Origin of the sequence: Nonomuraea fuscirosea (assembly GCF_035917475.1) — a bacterium.
GTDB classification, from domain to species: domain Bacteria; phylum Actinomycetota; class Actinomycetes; order Streptosporangiales; family Streptosporangiaceae; genus Nonomuraea; species Nonomuraea fuscirosea.
Genome location: NZ_CP109074.1, coordinates 5,725,822 through 5,740,093, shown reverse-complemented (window position 1 = coordinate 5,740,093; position 14,272 = coordinate 5,725,822). Strand labels below are relative to the sequence as shown.

The 14,272-nt window shown below is 72.0% G+C and carries 14 protein-coding genes; 6 read left to right on the top strand and 8 right to left on the bottom strand.

Annotated features, from left to right (window positions below; all coding sequences use genetic code 11):
* Position 1 precedes the first annotated feature (1 nt).
* Genes OIE67_RS26225 through OIE67_RS26210 form a run of 4 tightly spaced genes read right to left on the bottom strand, consistent with a single transcriptional unit; the run spans position 2 to position 5,802 of the window.
* Positions 2–1,861 carry an amino acid ABC transporter ATP-binding/permease protein gene (locus OIE67_RS26225; RefSeq protein ID WP_407674911.1) on the bottom strand — a complete coding sequence of 620 codons (1,860 nt, stop codon included), beginning with the start codon at positions 1,859–1,861 and terminating at the stop codon, positions 2–4.
* Positions 1,862–1,869: 8 nt separating this feature from the next.
* Positions 1,870–3,843, bottom strand: coding sequence for a thiol reductant ABC exporter subunit CydD (gene cydD / locus OIE67_RS26220; RefSeq protein ID WP_326644764.1), 1,974 nt, complete (start codon positions 3,841–3,843; stop codon positions 1,870–1,872).
* A 6-nt stretch (positions 3,844–3,849) separates the two neighbouring features.
* Positions 3,850–4,617: a cytochrome d ubiquinol oxidase subunit II gene (locus OIE67_RS26215; RefSeq protein WP_326644763.1), complete on the bottom strand. Its 768-nt coding sequence runs from the start codon at positions 4,615–4,617 to the stop codon at positions 3,850–3,852.
* A gap of 12 nt (positions 4,618–4,629) precedes the next feature.
* Positions 4,630–5,802: a cytochrome ubiquinol oxidase subunit I gene (locus OIE67_RS26210; protein ID WP_326644761.1), complete on the bottom strand. Its 1,173-nt coding sequence runs from the start codon at positions 5,800–5,802 to the stop codon at positions 4,630–4,632.
* Between the two features lie 88 nt (positions 5,803–5,890).
* On the opposite strand from OIE67_RS26210, the gene OIE67_RS26205 reads away from it, so the two are divergent.
* A complete protein-coding gene (locus OIE67_RS26205) occupies positions 5,891–6,226 on the top strand; it encodes a helix-turn-helix transcriptional regulator (RefSeq protein WP_326644759.1) in 336 nt (111 codons plus the stop codon).
* 34 nt (positions 6,227–6,260) lie between these two features.
* Here OIE67_RS26205 and OIE67_RS26200 read toward each other — a convergent pair whose 3' ends face one another.
* Positions 6,261–6,935: a permease prefix domain 1-containing protein gene (locus OIE67_RS26200; protein WP_326644757.1), complete on the bottom strand. Its 675-nt coding sequence runs from the start codon at positions 6,933–6,935 to the stop codon at positions 6,261–6,263.
* Between the two features lie 99 nt (positions 6,936–7,034).
* Between OIE67_RS26200 and OIE67_RS26195 the strand changes: the two genes are divergently transcribed.
* Genes OIE67_RS26195 through OIE67_RS26185 form a run of 3 tightly spaced genes read left to right on the top strand, consistent with a single transcriptional unit; the run spans position 7,035 to position 8,144 of the window.
* A complete protein-coding gene (locus OIE67_RS26195; RefSeq protein ID WP_326644755.1) occupies positions 7,035–7,388 on the top strand; it encodes a VOC family protein in 354 nt (117 codons plus the stop codon).
* Positions 7,385–7,720, top strand: a complete 336-nt coding sequence (locus OIE67_RS26190) for an ArsR/SmtB family transcription factor (RefSeq protein ID WP_106245094.1) — start codon at positions 7,385–7,387, stop codon at positions 7,718–7,720. The genes OIE67_RS26195 and OIE67_RS26190 overlap by 4 nt, the downstream gene beginning before the upstream one ends.
* A complete protein-coding gene (locus OIE67_RS26185) occupies positions 7,704–8,144 on the top strand; it encodes an SRPBCC family protein (RefSeq protein ID WP_106245093.1) in 441 nt (146 codons plus the stop codon). Before OIE67_RS26190 ends, OIE67_RS26185 begins: the two co-directional genes overlap by 17 nt.
* A gap of 41 nt (positions 8,145–8,185) precedes the next feature.
* Here the strand turns inward: OIE67_RS26185 and OIE67_RS26180 are convergent, their stop codons facing one another.
* A complete protein-coding gene (locus OIE67_RS26180) occupies positions 8,186–9,571 on the bottom strand; it encodes a pentapeptide repeat-containing protein (protein ID WP_326644750.1) in 1,386 nt (461 codons plus the stop codon).
* Positions 9,572–9,675: 104 nt separating this feature from the next.
* Between OIE67_RS26180 and OIE67_RS26175 the strand changes: the two genes are divergently transcribed.
* Positions 9,676–11,364: an ExeM/NucH family extracellular endonuclease gene (locus tag OIE67_RS26175; protein WP_326644748.1), complete on the top strand. Its 1,689-nt coding sequence runs from the start codon at positions 9,676–9,678 to the stop codon at positions 11,362–11,364.
* Positions 11,365–11,498: 134 nt separating this feature from the next.
* Positions 11,499–11,873 carry a thioredoxin family protein gene (locus OIE67_RS26170; protein ID WP_106245088.1) on the top strand — a complete coding sequence of 125 codons (375 nt, stop codon included), beginning with the start codon at positions 11,499–11,501 and terminating at the stop codon, positions 11,871–11,873.
* A gap of 66 nt (positions 11,874–11,939) precedes the next feature.
* On the opposite strand, the gene OIE67_RS26165 is transcribed toward OIE67_RS26170, so the two are convergent.
* Positions 11,940–12,707 (bottom strand): SAM-dependent methyltransferase, encoded by a 768-nt coding sequence (locus OIE67_RS26165; RefSeq protein ID WP_326644745.1) that lies wholly within the window; start codon positions 12,705–12,707, stop codon positions 11,940–11,942.
* Between the two features lie 184 nt (positions 12,708–12,891).
* On the bottom strand, positions 12,892–14,229 hold the full coding sequence (locus tag OIE67_RS26160; protein WP_106245085.1) for a class II 3-deoxy-7-phosphoheptulonate synthase: 1,338 nt from the start codon (positions 14,227–14,229) through the stop codon (positions 12,892–12,894).
* Positions 14,230–14,272 lie beyond the last annotated feature (43 nt).

Below are 14,272 nucleotides of genomic sequence, written 5' to 3'. Positions count from 1 at the left end.
CTTACCGCCGGGTGAGGACCTCGGACTCCCACAGGTCGCGGTAGTAGCCGGGCACCGCGACCAGCTCGTCGTGCCGGCCCCGCTGGACGACGCGGCCCTCCTCCAGCACCACGATCTCGTCGACCAGCTCCAGCCCCTTGAGCCGGTGCGTCACCAGCAGCGTCGTCCGCTCGCGGGTCACGTCGAGCAGGTCGCTCACCAGCCGGTCGGCCGCCTCCTCGTCCAGCGCCTCGGCCGGCTCGTCGAGCAGCAGCACCGGCGGGTCGTAGAGGAGCGCTCTGGCCAGGGCCAGCCGCTGCAACTGGCCGCCGGACAGGGTCCTGCCGTCCTCACCCAGCTCCGCGTCCCATCCGGTCCGCTCCACCCACTCGCCGAGCCGGGCGTCGCGCACGGCCTGCGACAGCCGCTCGTCGTCGGCCTCAGGACCGGCCAAACGCAGGTTGTCGCGCAGGCTGGCGCGGAAGATGTAAGGGTCCTGGGTGAGACCGGTCATCAGCGTCCGTACGTCGTCGCCGGACAGGTCGCGCAGGTCGGTGCCGTTCACCCTGACCGCGCCCGACTCGGGCTCGACCAGCCGCATCAGCGCGGCCAGCAGGGTGCTCTTACCGGCCCCGCTGGGACCGACGATCGCGACCCGTTTGCCCGGCGTGAGCCGCAACGACACCCCGTCGAGCGCCGGCCGCCCACTCGCCGCGGCCGGCGGCACCATACCGTCCGACCGCGGGAGCCCGTCGCCGCCCGGTGCGGGGACGCCGCTGTCCGGCGAGCGTGCGTCGCCGGGGGAGGGGAACGAGGAGGCGTCGCCGGGAGCGGAGGGGCGTCGGCCGGGGACGGGGCGGGGTGACGCGTCGCCCATGGCCGTGAGGTCGTCGCCGTCATGGGCGGGGTGGCGTACCACCAGGTGCTCGATCTCGACGGTCAGCGGGCCCTCCGGGCGGGGCGCGGGTGCGGGCGGTTCGGTGGTGGCCGGGGCGGTGGCGCGTACCTCGCGCAGGCGTCTGAGCGCGGCTGTGATGCCCGCCATCCGCTCGCCCGCCGCCGCCAGGGGCAGCACGGGCTCGAACGCGACCAGGGACGTCAGCGCGAGCACCGCCGTACCGACCGAGCCCGCCCCCGCACCCTGCGCGATCAGCACCACGGCGGCCACCGTCAGCCCCTGCACCAGGGTGCCTCCGGCCAGGGCGGCGGCGTGCACGCGGGCCTGCCGTCGCTCCAGCGCCGCCAGCGCGCCGTCCGCGGCCAGGGCCCTGTCCAGCGCCTGCCCGTCGGCGCCGTACGCCGCCAGGTCGGCCGAGCCGTGCACCAGGTCGGCCACCCGGCCCGCCAGCGCCGCCCGCGCCGGGGCGATCCTGGCCGACCAGCGCCGGGCCGCGGCGGCCGTGCCCGCGGGCAGCAGCACCCCGGCCACCACCAGGCCCGCCACCAGCACCAGCGCCGACACCGGCAGGATCGTCAGCCCGACGACGACGGCGGCCAGCCCCGCGATCGCCGCCGCCGCGGCCGGGAGCAGGCAGCGGACGAGCAGGTCCTGCACGGCCTCGGTGTCGTCCACCATCCGGCTCAGCAGGTCGGCGCCGCCGTGCCGGGGCCGCTGCGGCGGGATCAGCGCCTCGTACAGCCGCTCCCTGGTGCCGGCCTGGGCACGGAGGGCGACGTCGTGTCCGGTGAGGCGCTCGGCGTAGCGGAAGACGCCCTTGCCGGTCGCGAACGCCCTGGTCGCCACGATCGCCACGCTCAGCGCGGCCAGCGGCGGCTGCTCGGCGGCCCGCGTGATCAGCCAGGCCGCGGCGGCGATGAGCCCCAGCCCGGCCAGATCGGCCGCCGCTCCGGCCAGCACCGCCCAGAAGAGCCGCACCCCCATGCGCCGGTTCACCGCCCACCCCTTTCCCGCCACGCCACCGTCACCCGCTCCTGCACGCCACCCGCAGAACCGGCCTGCGCCGGGTCCGCCTGCGCCGAGCCGGCCTGCGCCGGGTGCACCGACGTCCGATCGTCAGGCGGCGAATCTGTAGGTGCCGGGTCCGTGCCTTGCGGGTCCGAAGGTGTCGGATCCGCGTGTGTGATGCCTGGGTGGGTGGTGCCGGAGGGTGGGGTGGCGGTGTCGGAGACGATGTGGCCGGCGTGGACGCGGATGACGCGGTCGGCCAGGTCGATCATGGCGGGGCGGTGGGCGACGATGATCGCCGTGCGGCCCCTGGACAGCTCGGCGGTGCCCGCCACCACGGCGGCCTCGCTGCGGCCGTCCAGGCGGGCGGTGGGCTCGTCCAGCAGCAGCACCGACGCGGCGGGGCGGCAGAACGCCCTGGCCAGCGCGATGCGTTGGCGCTGGCCCGCCGACAGGTTGGTGCCGCGTTCGCCGAGGACGGTGTCGAACCCCTCCGGCAGGTCCACGACGAAGTCCGCGTGAGCCGCGCCGGCCGCCCGGCGTACCTCGTCCAGGGAGGCCGAGGGCGCTCCCAGCCGGATGTTGTCGGCCACCGAGGTGGCGAACAGGTGCGGCCGCTGCGCCACGAACGCCAGCCGCGCGCGCCACCGCGTCAGGTCCAGCTCGCGCAGGTCCACGCCGTCCACGAGGACCCGTCCCTCGGACGGGCTGACGAAGCCGAGGACGAGGTGGAGCAGGGTGCTCTTGCCGCCGCCGCTCTCCCCGACCAGGGCGACCCGCTCGCCCGCGCCGATGGTGAGCGACACGTCCCGCAGGGCCGGCACGTCGCGGCCCGGGTAGCGGACGGTCACGTTCTCGAGCCGGATCTCCGGCGTGCCTTCGAGACGGACTCCCGGCGCACCGCCGGCTCGGAGGTCCGGGTCGCTCGCGGGGACGCCGGATCCGGGGTCCGGGTCGCTCGCGGAGGCGCTGGTTCCGGGGTCCGGGTCGGCTGCGGAGGCGCCGGTTCCGGGGGCCGGTTCGTCGGAGGTCCGGTCCAGGACGGCGAAGGCCGCGTCGGCGGCGGCCACGCCCTCCATCGAGGCGTGGAAGCGCGTCCCCATCGCCCGCAACGGCAGGTAAGCCTCCGGCGCCAGCAGCAGCACCAGCAGCGCCGTCGTCAGGTCCAGGGACCCCCCGAGCAGCCGCAGGCCGATCGGCACCGCCACCAGGGCCAGCGACAGCGACGCGCACAGCTCCAGCACGAGCGACGACAGGAACGCCACCCGCAACGTCCGCATGGTGGCGCCCCGGTGCGCGTCGGCGATCTCCTTGATGACGGTGGCCTGGTAGCGGGCCCGGCCGAAGGCGCGCAGGGTGGGCAGGCCGCGGACGACGTCGAGGAAGTGCCCGCCGAGCCGCGACAGCGCCAGGTACTGCCGTTCGGTCACCGCCTTGGTGGTCATCCCGACCAGCGCGCCGAAGATCGGGATCAGCGGCAGCGTGATCAGCACGATCACCGCGCTGCCGAGGTCGGCGGCGAACAGCCGGACCAGCACCGCGATCGGCACCACGGCGGCCACCGCGATCGACGGCAGGTAGCCGGTCAGGTAGTCGTCGAGCCGGTCGAGGCCGCGCCCGGCCAGGGTGACCAGCTCGCCCGAGCGGTGCGCGGCGAGCCGGGCGGGGCCGAGCTCGCGCAGCCGTTCCAGCAGCCGGTGCCGCAGCGCGGACTTCACGCCCGTCGCGGTGCGCCCGCCGAAGATCCCCTGCGTCCACGCCAGCAGCGCCCGCGCGCCCACCACCATCGCCAGCACCGCGAGGGCGGCGGCGGTGAAGCGGCCGGACAGCACGCCCGCCAGCAGTTCGGCCTGCACCAGCACGAGCAGCCCCGCCAGCAGGGCGGCGGCCATGGTGACACCCAGGTGGCGGCGCACGGAGCGCTCGGCCCGCATGAGCGCGAGAAGATCCTTATGCACGTTCCCTCAGAAGAACGACGGGAGGAGCCGGACGGCGTCCTTACCTGGCCGGAAAGTGCGCCATACCCATACTTGCGCGCCCAGCATGATGGGTGCGAACGGCAGGACCATGAGACTGAGCACATTCAGCGTGGCCGGCGGCGCGCTGTGCGCCAGCAGGTACGGCATGGCGCCCCCGAGCACCCCCAGCGCGGGCAGCGCCGCGACCAGAGCCGTCCCCAGCAGCACCCGCCCCGGCCTGGTGACCCCGAACACGCCCGGCAGCCGCCAGCCCAGGAACGTCCATCCGTGGAAGGCGAACAGCAGCGTCACCACCACGCCCAGCATGAGGCCCACCGGATGCACGGGGGAGGCGGCGAAGCCGGTGGCGGCCGCGTACAACGTCATGCCCCAGCCCACCGACAACCCCAGGGAGCCGAACGCGATCGCGCCGTCCCAGAAGCCGCGCCACAGGGCGCCGTCCAGCCGGCGGCGGAACCACAGCCCGGCGTCGCGCAGGACCCAGCACAGCAGCATGGCCACGACCAGCGGATACAGCCCGAACAGCACGTCGTGTTCGAGCAGCGGGTAGACGCCGAACAGCGTCCCGGCCACCGCCACCAGCCACACCTCGTTGGCCAGCACGTACGGGGCCACGGCGGCCACCATGCGGTCCCGGTTCGCGCGGGTCCTGCCGAGCACCGGCAGCAGCAGCCCGACGCCCAGATCGAACCCCTCAAGGGCGAAATATCCGGCCAGCAGCACCGTGAAGACGGCGAACCAGATCACTTCCATGCTCAGCACTCCTCAGTAGCTCAGCGCGGGGGCGCGCGTCTCGTCGGCGGTGGCGCCGAGGTCGAGCCCGTACGGGCCGCGCCTGATCACCCGGGCGATGAGGACGTAGTCGACGACGGCCAGCAGCCCCAGCACCGCCGCGAACCCGATGAGCGAGCCCATGACCATGCCGGAGGTCAGCCCTGGCGACAGGGCGTCGGCCACGGTGAGCCGCTCCCAGATCATCCAGGGCTGCCGCCCGATCTCCCTGGCCATCCAGCCCAGGATCGACAGCACGAACGGCAGCGGCGTCATCGCGATCAGGATCGGATGCGTCCACCGGAGCCGCGGCAGGACGGAGATCATCGGCAGCATCACGAGCAGCACGACGAGCCCGAGCAGCTGCCCGATCTCGATCATGAAGCCGAGCCCGACGGCGGCCAGCGGGTCGCGGCCGGAGCCGAACTTGCCCTCCGCGACGCCGCCGAACTGGGCGTACCCGAAGCCCATGGCCAGGAAGATGCCGACGGCGGCGGTGACCACGCCGGTGCGCAGGGACCGGGTGAAGAACTCCACCTCGGGGGTGCGCCGGCGCAGCCGCCACGCGCTCGCGCCCACCAGCACCATGCCGCCGGTGAACAGCCCCGCGCCGATCACATGCGGGAAGGAGAAGACGAGGGCCTTGTTCGTGAGCAGGGCGCCGAAGTCGGTCAGGTGCATGCGCCCGCCGCCGACCACCGCCCCGGCCGGGTTCTGCAGGAACGAGTTGGCCACCATGATGAAGAACGCGCTCGCGTACGCCGTCAGCGTGACCGCCCAGATGCAGGCCACGTGCGCCCATCTGGGCAGCCGCCCCCACCCGAAGATCCACAGTCCCAGGAACGTGGACTCCAGGAAGAAGGCGACCAGCGTCTCCATGGCCAGCGGCGCGCCGAACACGTCGCCCGCGTACTGCGTCAGCCCGCTCCAGGTGAGGCCGAACTGGAACTCCATCACCAGCCCGGTCACGATGCCGAGCGCGTAGTTGATGACGTAGACCTGCCCCCAGAACCTCGTCATGGCCTCGTGCACCGGCCGGCCCGACCGTGCCCACCGCGTGTGCATGATCGCCACCAGCGGCGCCAGGCCGAGCGTGAGCACCACGAACAGGAAGTGCAGGCTGCCCGTCACCGCGAACTGTGTCCGCGCCAGATCGACTACGTCCATCACCGCTCCGTCGTCGTACGTCCTCTTATAAGTAGCCAGTCTACATGTAGTCTGTCTACATGAGGGATCGGTGTTTAGGATCGGAGTCATGAATCCGGACGCGCTTCGCGGGCACATGGACGCGCTGCTGCTCTCTGTGCTGGAGCGGGAGCCGCTGCACGGCTACGCCATCATCGAGGCGCTGCTGGAGCGGAGCGGGGGCGCGCTCAACGTGCCCACCGGCACCGTCTATCCGGCGCTGCGCCGGCTGGAGCGCATCGGCTACCTGTCCAGCGAGTGGGCGACGGTCGGCGGGCGCAAGCGCCGCACCTACCGGCTCACCGCCTCGGGCCGGAAGCAGCTGGAGGGGGAGCGGTCGGCCTGGCGGGAGTTCACGAACGTGATCGGCGGCGTCCTGCGCGCCGAGGCGATCGCCCAAGGCTGAGCGGCAAGGGGTCTCAGAACGGGAGCGGGCGGGCTCAGGCGGTCCGTACGGACGCCCGCGTGATCCGCACGCATCGGGTGGCGCCGTAGATCTGCAGCCCCCACATCGCCAAGGTCACCAGGTTGGCCAGCAGGGCCGGCAGCGCGGTGAGGGTGTTGGGGGAGGCGGCGCCGGTGCCGTACGACAGCACCAGGCTCAGCCCGAAGGTGACCGGCAGCGCCGTCCAGACCAGCACGCCCAGCGACCTGGTCGCCAGCCGCGGCCGGCGGATCCAGCGCGAACCCCGGCTCAGCGCGAACGTGACGAGGCCGCCGTACACGCCGACGCCCAGCTGCACGACGTCGAGCAGCCGCGAGACGACCGGCCACCAGGCCGGCTGCGACGCCCACGCCTGCTCGGTGGCCGGGTAGAGCCGCCACAGCACCGACCACATGGCCACCGTGATCGGCACGCTGACGAACAGCAGCAGGCCCAGCCGCCGCCCCGAGTGCGCGGTCAGCTCGGCCTGGTAGCCCGGCGCGATCTCGGCGACCGCCCCGAACTCCGTCACCGCCAGCCGCTCCGCCTCCGCCCGGCCGAGCCCTTCGGCCTCCAGCGCCTCGGCCGTGTCGAGCAGGCTGTCGCGGGCTTCGACGACCAGGTCCCGCTTGGGTCCGTGCGGGCCGGCCAGGGCGTCGTCGAGCTCGGCCACGTAGTCGTCGATGAGCATGCCCCCAGTCTACGAAGGCCGCGCTCGGGGTCCCATCCGGGAAGCCCCTGATATTTCCGGGCTTGTCATGTAGGAAAATTCCTACGTATAGTGGCCGGCATGCCGATCTCATCGATCCTCACCGTCACCGTGCCCGTCACCGACCAGGAACGGGCTCTCGCCTTCTACACCGGCGTGCTCGGCTTCGAGGTGCGCACCGACAACCCGTTCCCCATGGGCCGCTGGCTCACCGTCGCGCCCAAGGGCGCCGACACCTCGTTGCTGCTGGCCGCCTGGTTCCCCGACATGCGGCCGATCAGCGGCCTGGTCGTCGCCGCGCCCGACCTCGACGCGCTGGCCGCCCGGCTGGCCGAGCACGAGGTCGCCTTCGAAGGGCCGGACCCGCAGCCGTGGGGCCGTCAGCTGCTCTTTCACGACCCGTTCGGCAACGGCTTCGTGGTCAGCCAGGCGTGACGGCCGACCACGTCTTCACGGCGCTGGCCAGCCCGGCCAGGCGCGAGCTGCTGCGGCTGCTGCTCGACGAGGGCGCGCAGCCCGCCGGTCGGCTGGCCGAGCGGTTCGACATGAGCAGGCCCAGCGTGTCGGAGCATCTCAAGGTGCTCAAGGACGCCGGGCTGGTCGCCGAGAGCCGCAGGGGCAGGGAGCGCCACTACCGGCTGGAGGCGGGACCGCTGATGGAGATCCGCGACTGGCTCAGCCCGTACGAACGGTTCTGGCGGGAGCGGCTCGCCGGCCTCGTGACCCTGCTCGACGAGATGGAGGACGACGATGTCCCGCCCCGCTGACGACAAGAGCGCGATCAGGCTCGACCAGTTCATCGCGCACCCGCCCGCCAAGGTGTGGCGGGCGCTCACCGAGCCGGAGCTGGTCGCCCGCTGGCTCATGCCCAACGACTTCAGGGCGGAGGTGGGGCACCGGTTCACGTTCACCACCACGCCCAAGAAGCAGGTCGGTTTCGACGGGATCGTGTACTGCGAAGTGCTGCGGATCGAGCCGGAGAAACTGCTGAAGATCAGCTGGAGCGACGGCGGGAGCGCCGACTGGACGGTCACGTGGCGGCTGGAGCCCGAGGGGAAGGGCACCCGGCTGTTCCTCGACCACGAGGGCTTCGACCCGGGGGACGAGCTCCAGCAGCTGTCGCGGCGCATCATGGGCGGCGGCTGGCCGCGCCACTTCGGCGCCATCGAGGCCATCGCGGCCGGCCTCTGACGGCCCGCGCCCTCCAGGAAGGCGCCTGCCGGGACCTCGGCTCAGCCGGTCCAGGTGGAGTGGACGGGGGCGGAGGGTAAGGCGGGTGCGCCGGTGTGGCCGGCGGCGTGGGAGGCCGTGCTCCACAGCACCGCCGCCGCGGTGATCGCCGCCACCAGCGCGCACCACGCCGCCGCCCGCCCCATCCGCATGCCGTACCCGCAGACGAGCCACGACACCGACAGCCACCACCCGTGCCCGGCCTGGCGGCGCATCTCCATGGCCGCGAACGCGAAGTCGGCCGCGGTCGCGCGGTCGCTGGGCCGCAGGCCCGCGTAGAGGGAGGCCAGGCTGTCGGGCGAGGCGCCGGTGTCGCCGGCGTGACCGTGGCCGCGCCTGGTGCGCTCGTCGGCCAGCGCGCGCCGCCGCGAGAACCAGCGCAGCATCGGCCAGCGCAGCCCCACCTGGACGCCGCGCGGCGTGAGCGCGAACGTGCAGTCCTTGACCCGCACCCCCGACGGATGGGCGAGCCCGGCGAACCGGCACGACGACAGGTCGAGCCCGAACAGCTCCAGGCTGGCCGCCTCGACCTCCCGCAGCGAGGTCAGCGTGGACCTGCCCCGGCCCGTCACGGTGGCGGGCCCGCGCAGCCGCGCGCCCTCCAGGTCGGCCTGCGCGTCGGTGAGCCGCACCGTCAGCGGCCCCGTCACCTCCACGCCGCGCAGGTCGACGCCGCAGCGCGTGACCACCACGTCGAGCAGCCCGTCGGCGCGAGCCCTGGCCGCCGACAGCCGGCCGGTCGCCGACAGGTACGCGTCGGCCGCGAAGTGCGCCGCGTCGAACCCGGCGTGCCCGCTGACCTTGCGGAACGACAGCGTCCGGCCGAAGCGCGCGCCCCTGAAGGCGGCCCCGTCGCCGAGCCTGGCGCCGTCGAAGGTGGCGTAGCCGTCGAACCTGGCCCGCTCGCACGACAGCCCGTGCCCGAACACGGCCTGGCTGAACAGCGCGTCCCTCGCCATCACGGCCCGGTCGAGCGAGACGTGACCGCGCACGGTGACGCCGTGGAAGGACAGCTCACGCCGGAACCGCACGCCGGCCAGCGACACGTTGCCCTCGAAGCGGGCGCCGAAGAACGAGGCGAGCCGGTCGAACGTGGCGTCGTCGAGCGACACGTCGCCCTCGAACGTCACCCCGGCCAGCTTGACGTCGCCGGTGAACCTGACCCGGTCGAGCCGGGTCCTGCCGGGCCTGGCGCCGGTGGCGTCGAGCACCCTGGACAGCAGATCGCTCGTGACGGTGGTGCCGCGCAGGTCGAGCAGGCGGCCGGGGGACAGCGCGCCGAGCGCCGCGCCGAGTTGTTCTGGGGACAGATGTGCCAGGCAGAGGCCGGACGGCCGGCCGGCGATTCCGGTGCAACCAGCAGAATGCGCGCAGGTGACCCAGTCCATGCATGGGTGATACCCGCCGCGGCCGATGTCAAGGTTCGGTGATTTCATGTTCTATCCACTTTTATGTGGAATTATGCGATCTAAATTGGCTCTAAAGTGCGTGCATGCGAGCTTTATCCCAAGCCTCCTTGGCCGCCCTTCTCGCGGTGGCCTTGTGCGCCGGTCCCGCGGCCGCCGAACCGGCGGCCCCCTGTGACACCCCGGCCACCCACCGCATCAACCAGGTGCAGGGTGACGGTGACGCCACCCCGCTGGCCGGCCAGACGGTGCGGGTCGAGGGGATCGTCACCGGCGACTTCCAGCGCTCCGACCAGCTCAGCGGGTTCTTCCTGCAGGATCCGCGCCCGGACGCCGACCCGCGGACGTCGGAGGGGCTGTTCGCCTTCGCCAGGGACTCGGTCAAGGACGTCAAGCCCGGTGACCGGGTCCTCGTGACCGGCCGGGCGACCGAGTTCAACGGCTGGACCGAGTTGTCGCCGGTCACCGCGGTGGACGTGTGCGGCACCGGCAGGGTCAAGGCGCGGTCGTACCGGCTGCCCTCCGACGGGCTGGAGCCCGTCGAGAACATGCTGCTGACCTTCCCGCAGCCGCTGACCGTGAGCGAGCACTACAACCTCGGCCGCTTCGGCGAGGTCGTGCTCTCCTCGCAGGGCCGGCTGTTCCAGCCGACCGACCGCCGGGGCGTCGACGCCGCGCTGAACGAGCGCCGCTCCCTGCTCGTCGACGACGGCTCCACCCGCGAGAACCCGGCCACCCTGCCGCCCATCGTGCGGACGGGCGACGTGGCCGCCGGCGTGACAGGCGTGCTCGGATACGGATTCGGCGCCTACCGCCTGCAACCCACCAAGCCCGTGAACTACCTGAACGCCAACCCGCGCCTGCTCAAGCCGTTCCCGGTCGTCGGGAACGTCAAGGTGGCCTCGTTCAACACGCTGAACTGGTTCACCACCCTCGGCTCCAGAGGCGCGAGCAACGCCGAGGAGCAGCAGCGCCAGCTCACCAAGCTGGTCGCCGCGCTCAAGGGGCTGAACGCCGACGCGGTGGCCCTCATGGAGGTCGAGAACAACGGCCAGACCGCCCTGCAGGCGCTCGTGGACGCCGTCAACGCCCAGGTCGGAGCCGGTACGTACGCCGCACTCGCGCACCCGTTCCCCGGCACCGACGCCATCCAGGTCGGCCTCATCTACAAGCCCGCCAAGCTGACCCCTGTCGGCGCGGCGAAGTCCTCGCAGGACGCCGTGTTCAGCCGCCCGCCGCTGATCCAGACCTTCCGCAGGAAGGGCGGCGGCCAGCCGTTCACCATGCTGGTCAACCACCTGAAGTCCAAGGGCAGCTGCCCGTCGAGCGGCCCCGACGCCGACCAGGGCGACGGCCAGAGCTGCTGGAACCCCACCCGCGTGGCCCAGGCCCAGGCGCTGCTCGGCCTCGTCGAGGACCAGGACCTGCCCAACCCGATCGTGCTCGGCGACCTCAACGCCTACGGCGAGGAGGACCCGATCGACACCCTGGAGGCGGGCGGCCTGACCAGCGTCACCAAGAGGTTCGTGCCCGAGCCGCTGCGCTACAGCTACCTGTTCGACGGGCTGGCGGGCGAGCTCGACCACGCCCTCGTCGGCAGGCAACTGCTCAAGCGGGTGACGAGCGCGACGATCTGGCACATCAACTCCGACGAGCCGCGCATCCGCGACTACAACCAGGAGTTCAATCCGCCCGGCCTCTACCAGCCGGACGCCTACCGCTCCTCCGACCACGATCCGCTGGTCATCGGCCTGACGCTGCCCGGCGGACGCTGACCCCTCGCGCGGGCGCGGCACGTGCGGGGCCGCGCCCGCCCGCCGGGCATGGAATGCTGGTGATGGGTACGTGGTTGAACCCAATGCATTTTTGCGACAAACCGCACGACAGCGACACGAGCGAGGAGCCACTTGTGGCGACCATCGAAGTAACAGAGAAGAACTTCAACGACATCGCCGACAAGGGGATCGTGCTGCTCGACTTCTGGGCCGAGTGGTGCCCGCCGTGCAAGAAGTTCGGGCCGATCTTCGAGCAGGCGTCCGACAAGCATGGCGACATCACCTTCGGCAAGATCGACACCGACGCCGAGCAGGGGCTCGCGCAGGGATTCGACATCACCTCGATCCCCACGCTGATGGCGATCCGTGACGGCATCGTGGTCTTCGCGCAGGCCGGCGCCATCCCCGGCCCCGCGCTCGAAGACCTCATCCGCCAGGTGAAGGCGCTCGACATGGACGCGATCAGGGCCGAGCTCAGCGAGGAGCTGAAGAACGCCCAGCAGAACTGACCCCTCGCGCGAAAGACCCCGCCCTCGGGGGCGGGGTCTTCGCATGTCCGGCGGAGAGTCCGATCGTCAGGGCTTGCGGCCGACCCCCACGTAACCGAACGTGATGCCGTTCCCCGGCGCGTCCGGGTCCTCCGGGCGCCAGCCGTTCGGGTACGTCAGTCCCGGCTCCGCCAGCTCGTAACCGTCGAAGAAGCGCAGGACCTCCTCCCGCGTGCGCAGGTTGAGCGCGGCGGTGGCCCGGCGGTAGATCTCCAGCGCCTGCGGGGTGGTGTCCGGAGTGCTGTCCACGGCGTGGCTGATGACCAGGTGGCTGCCCGGCGCGCTGGCCTCGCGCAGCTTCGTCACCACGTCGTAGGCCTCGTCGTCCGGGATGAAGTGCAGGATCGCCAGCATGAGGAACGCCACCGGCTGCTCGAAGTCGATCATCGTGCCGAGCTTGTCCAGCAGCGCCTTCGGCTCGCGCACATCGGCCTGGAGGAAGTCCACGTTCGCCCGCCTGGCCAGCAGCGCCCTGCCGTGCACGCACACCACGGAGTCGTAGTCGACGTACACCACGCGCGCCTCCGGGGCGATCTCGTGGGTGTTGCCCTGCGTCGGCAGGCCGGCGCCGAGGTCCACGATCTGCCGGACGCCCTGGTCCACCAGATACCGCACGGCCCGGCGCAGGAACGCCCGGTTCGCGCGGGCGCCCTCCTTGGTGTGCGGGAAGGTCTGGAGGATCTGCTCCGCGGCGGCCCGGTCGGCCGCGAAGTTGTCCTTGCCGTCGAGAAAATAGTCGTACATTCGCGCGACGTTGGGGACGTTCGGGTCGACCCCCTCTGGAGCATTATCCACGGATCATCTCCCGAAAAATTAGTGTCTTTCGGGGCGATCATAGCCCTGGAGTCACAGGGTTCACCGGCGGTTCGTCACGTACGGCAATGAGACCTGAATCACTTTCACCTCAGCCGTTCACCGCGAAGGCCCGGCCGGGTGAGGGTCGCCGCCGGAGGGCCGGCGGCGACAGGACGACGGGAGGTCAGCCGCGGTAGAGCTCGGCCACGCGGAAGGCCAGGTCGAGTGACTGGCTGCGGTTGAGCCTGGGGTCGCAGGCCGTCTCGTAACGGGTCGCGAGGTCGGTCTCGCCGATCTCGTGCCCGCCGCCGACACACTCGGTCACGTCGTCGCCGGTGAACTCGATGTGGATGCCTCCGGGGTGCGTGCCGAGCGAGCGGTGCACCTCGAAGAAGCCCGCCACCTCGTCCAGCACGTCGTCCACGCGGCGCGTCTTGTGCCCGCTCGGCGCCTCGAACGTGTTGCCGTGCATCGGGTCGCAGATCCACGCTACCCGGGCCCCGGTCGCCGTGACCTCCTTGACCAGCGCGGGCAGGTGCTCGCGGATCTTGGCGGCGCCCATGCGGGTGATGAACGTGAGCCGCCCCGCCTCGTTGCCCGGATTGAGCTTGTCGATGAGCGCCAGCGCCTCGTCCGGCGTCGTCGTCGGGCCGAGCTTGACGCCGATCGGATTGCGGATCTTGGAGAAGAACTCGACGTGGGCCCCGTCGAGCTGGCGGGTGCGCTCGCCGATCCACACCATGTGCGCCGACACGTCGTAGGGCAGGCCCGTACGCGAGTCGATGCGGGTGAGCGCCTGGTCGTAGTCGAGGATGAGAGCCTCGTGCGAGGAGTAGAACTCGACCGTGTGGAACTCCTCGGGGTCGGCCCCGCAGGCCCGCATGAACGCGAGCGCCTGGTCGATCTCCCTGGCCAGCTGCTCGTAACGGCGGCCGGCCGGCGACTCGCCCACGAAGTCCTGGTTCCAGGCGTGCACCTGGCGCAGGTCGGCGTAACCGCCCTTGGTGAAGGCCCGGGCCAGGTTGAGCGTCACGGCCGAGGAGTGGTACGCCTTGAGCAGCCGCCACGGATCGGGCCGGCGCGCCTCGGGGGTGAAGTCGAACCCGTTGACCATGTCGCCCCGGTAGGCGGGCAGCTCGACCCCGCCCCGGGTCTCGGTGCCCTTGGAGCGCGGCTTGGCGAACTGCCCCGCGACCCGGCCGATCTTCACCACCGGCACCCGGCCGGCGTAGGTCAGCACGATGGCCATCTGCAGCAAGGTCTTCAGCTTTTGGCGCACGTTGTCGGCCGTGGCGCCGGAGAAGGTCTCGGCGCAGTCGCCGCCCTGAAGGACGAACGCCTCACCACGCGCGACGGCGGCCAGCTGCTCCTTGAGCTGGTCGCACTCGCCGGCGAAGACCAATGGGGGCAGGCCGCCGAGCTCGGCGACAACCTTGTCGAGCTCGCCGCGGTCTGGCCAGTCAGGCTGCTGCGCCGCGGGGAGGGCTCGCCAGGTATCGAGATCCACTAGATTGCTGCTCACGAGATACGAGGGTATTCCACTGGCTCGGCCCCACCGACCCCCA

Excerpts from the sequence above, each read along its gene's own strand:
- OIE67_RS26225 (WP_407674911.1), bottom strand. The coding sequence starts at position 1,861 with ATGGGGGTGCGGCTCTTCTGGGCGGTGCTGGCCGGAGCGGCGGCCGAT.
- OIE67_RS26215 (WP_326644763.1), bottom strand. The coding sequence starts at position 4,617 with ATGGAAGTGATCTGGTTCGCCGTCTTCACGGTGCTGCTGGCCGGATAT.
- OIE67_RS26210 (WP_326644761.1), bottom strand. The coding sequence starts at position 5,802 with ATGGACGTAGTCGATCTGGCGCGGACACAGTTCGCGGTGACGGGCAGC.
- OIE67_RS26205 (WP_326644759.1), top strand. The coding sequence starts at position 5,891 with ATGAATCCGGACGCGCTTCGCGGGCACATGGACGCGCTGCTGCTCTCT.
- OIE67_RS26200 (WP_326644757.1), bottom strand. The coding sequence starts at position 6,935 with ATGCTCATCGACGACTACGTGGCCGAGCTCGACGACGCCCTGGCCGGC.
- OIE67_RS26195 (WP_326644755.1), top strand. The coding sequence starts at position 7,035 with ATGCCGATCTCATCGATCCTCACCGTCACCGTGCCCGTCACCGACCAG.
- OIE67_RS26185 (WP_106245093.1), top strand. The coding sequence starts at position 7,704 with ATGTCCCGCCCCGCTGACGACAAGAGCGCGATCAGGCTCGACCAGTTC.
- OIE67_RS26180 (WP_326644750.1), bottom strand. The coding sequence starts at position 9,571 with ATGGACTGGGTCACCTGCGCGCATTCTGCTGGTTGCACCGGAATCGCC.
- OIE67_RS26175 (WP_326644748.1), top strand. The coding sequence starts at position 9,676 with ATGCGAGCTTTATCCCAAGCCTCCTTGGCCGCCCTTCTCGCGGTGGCC.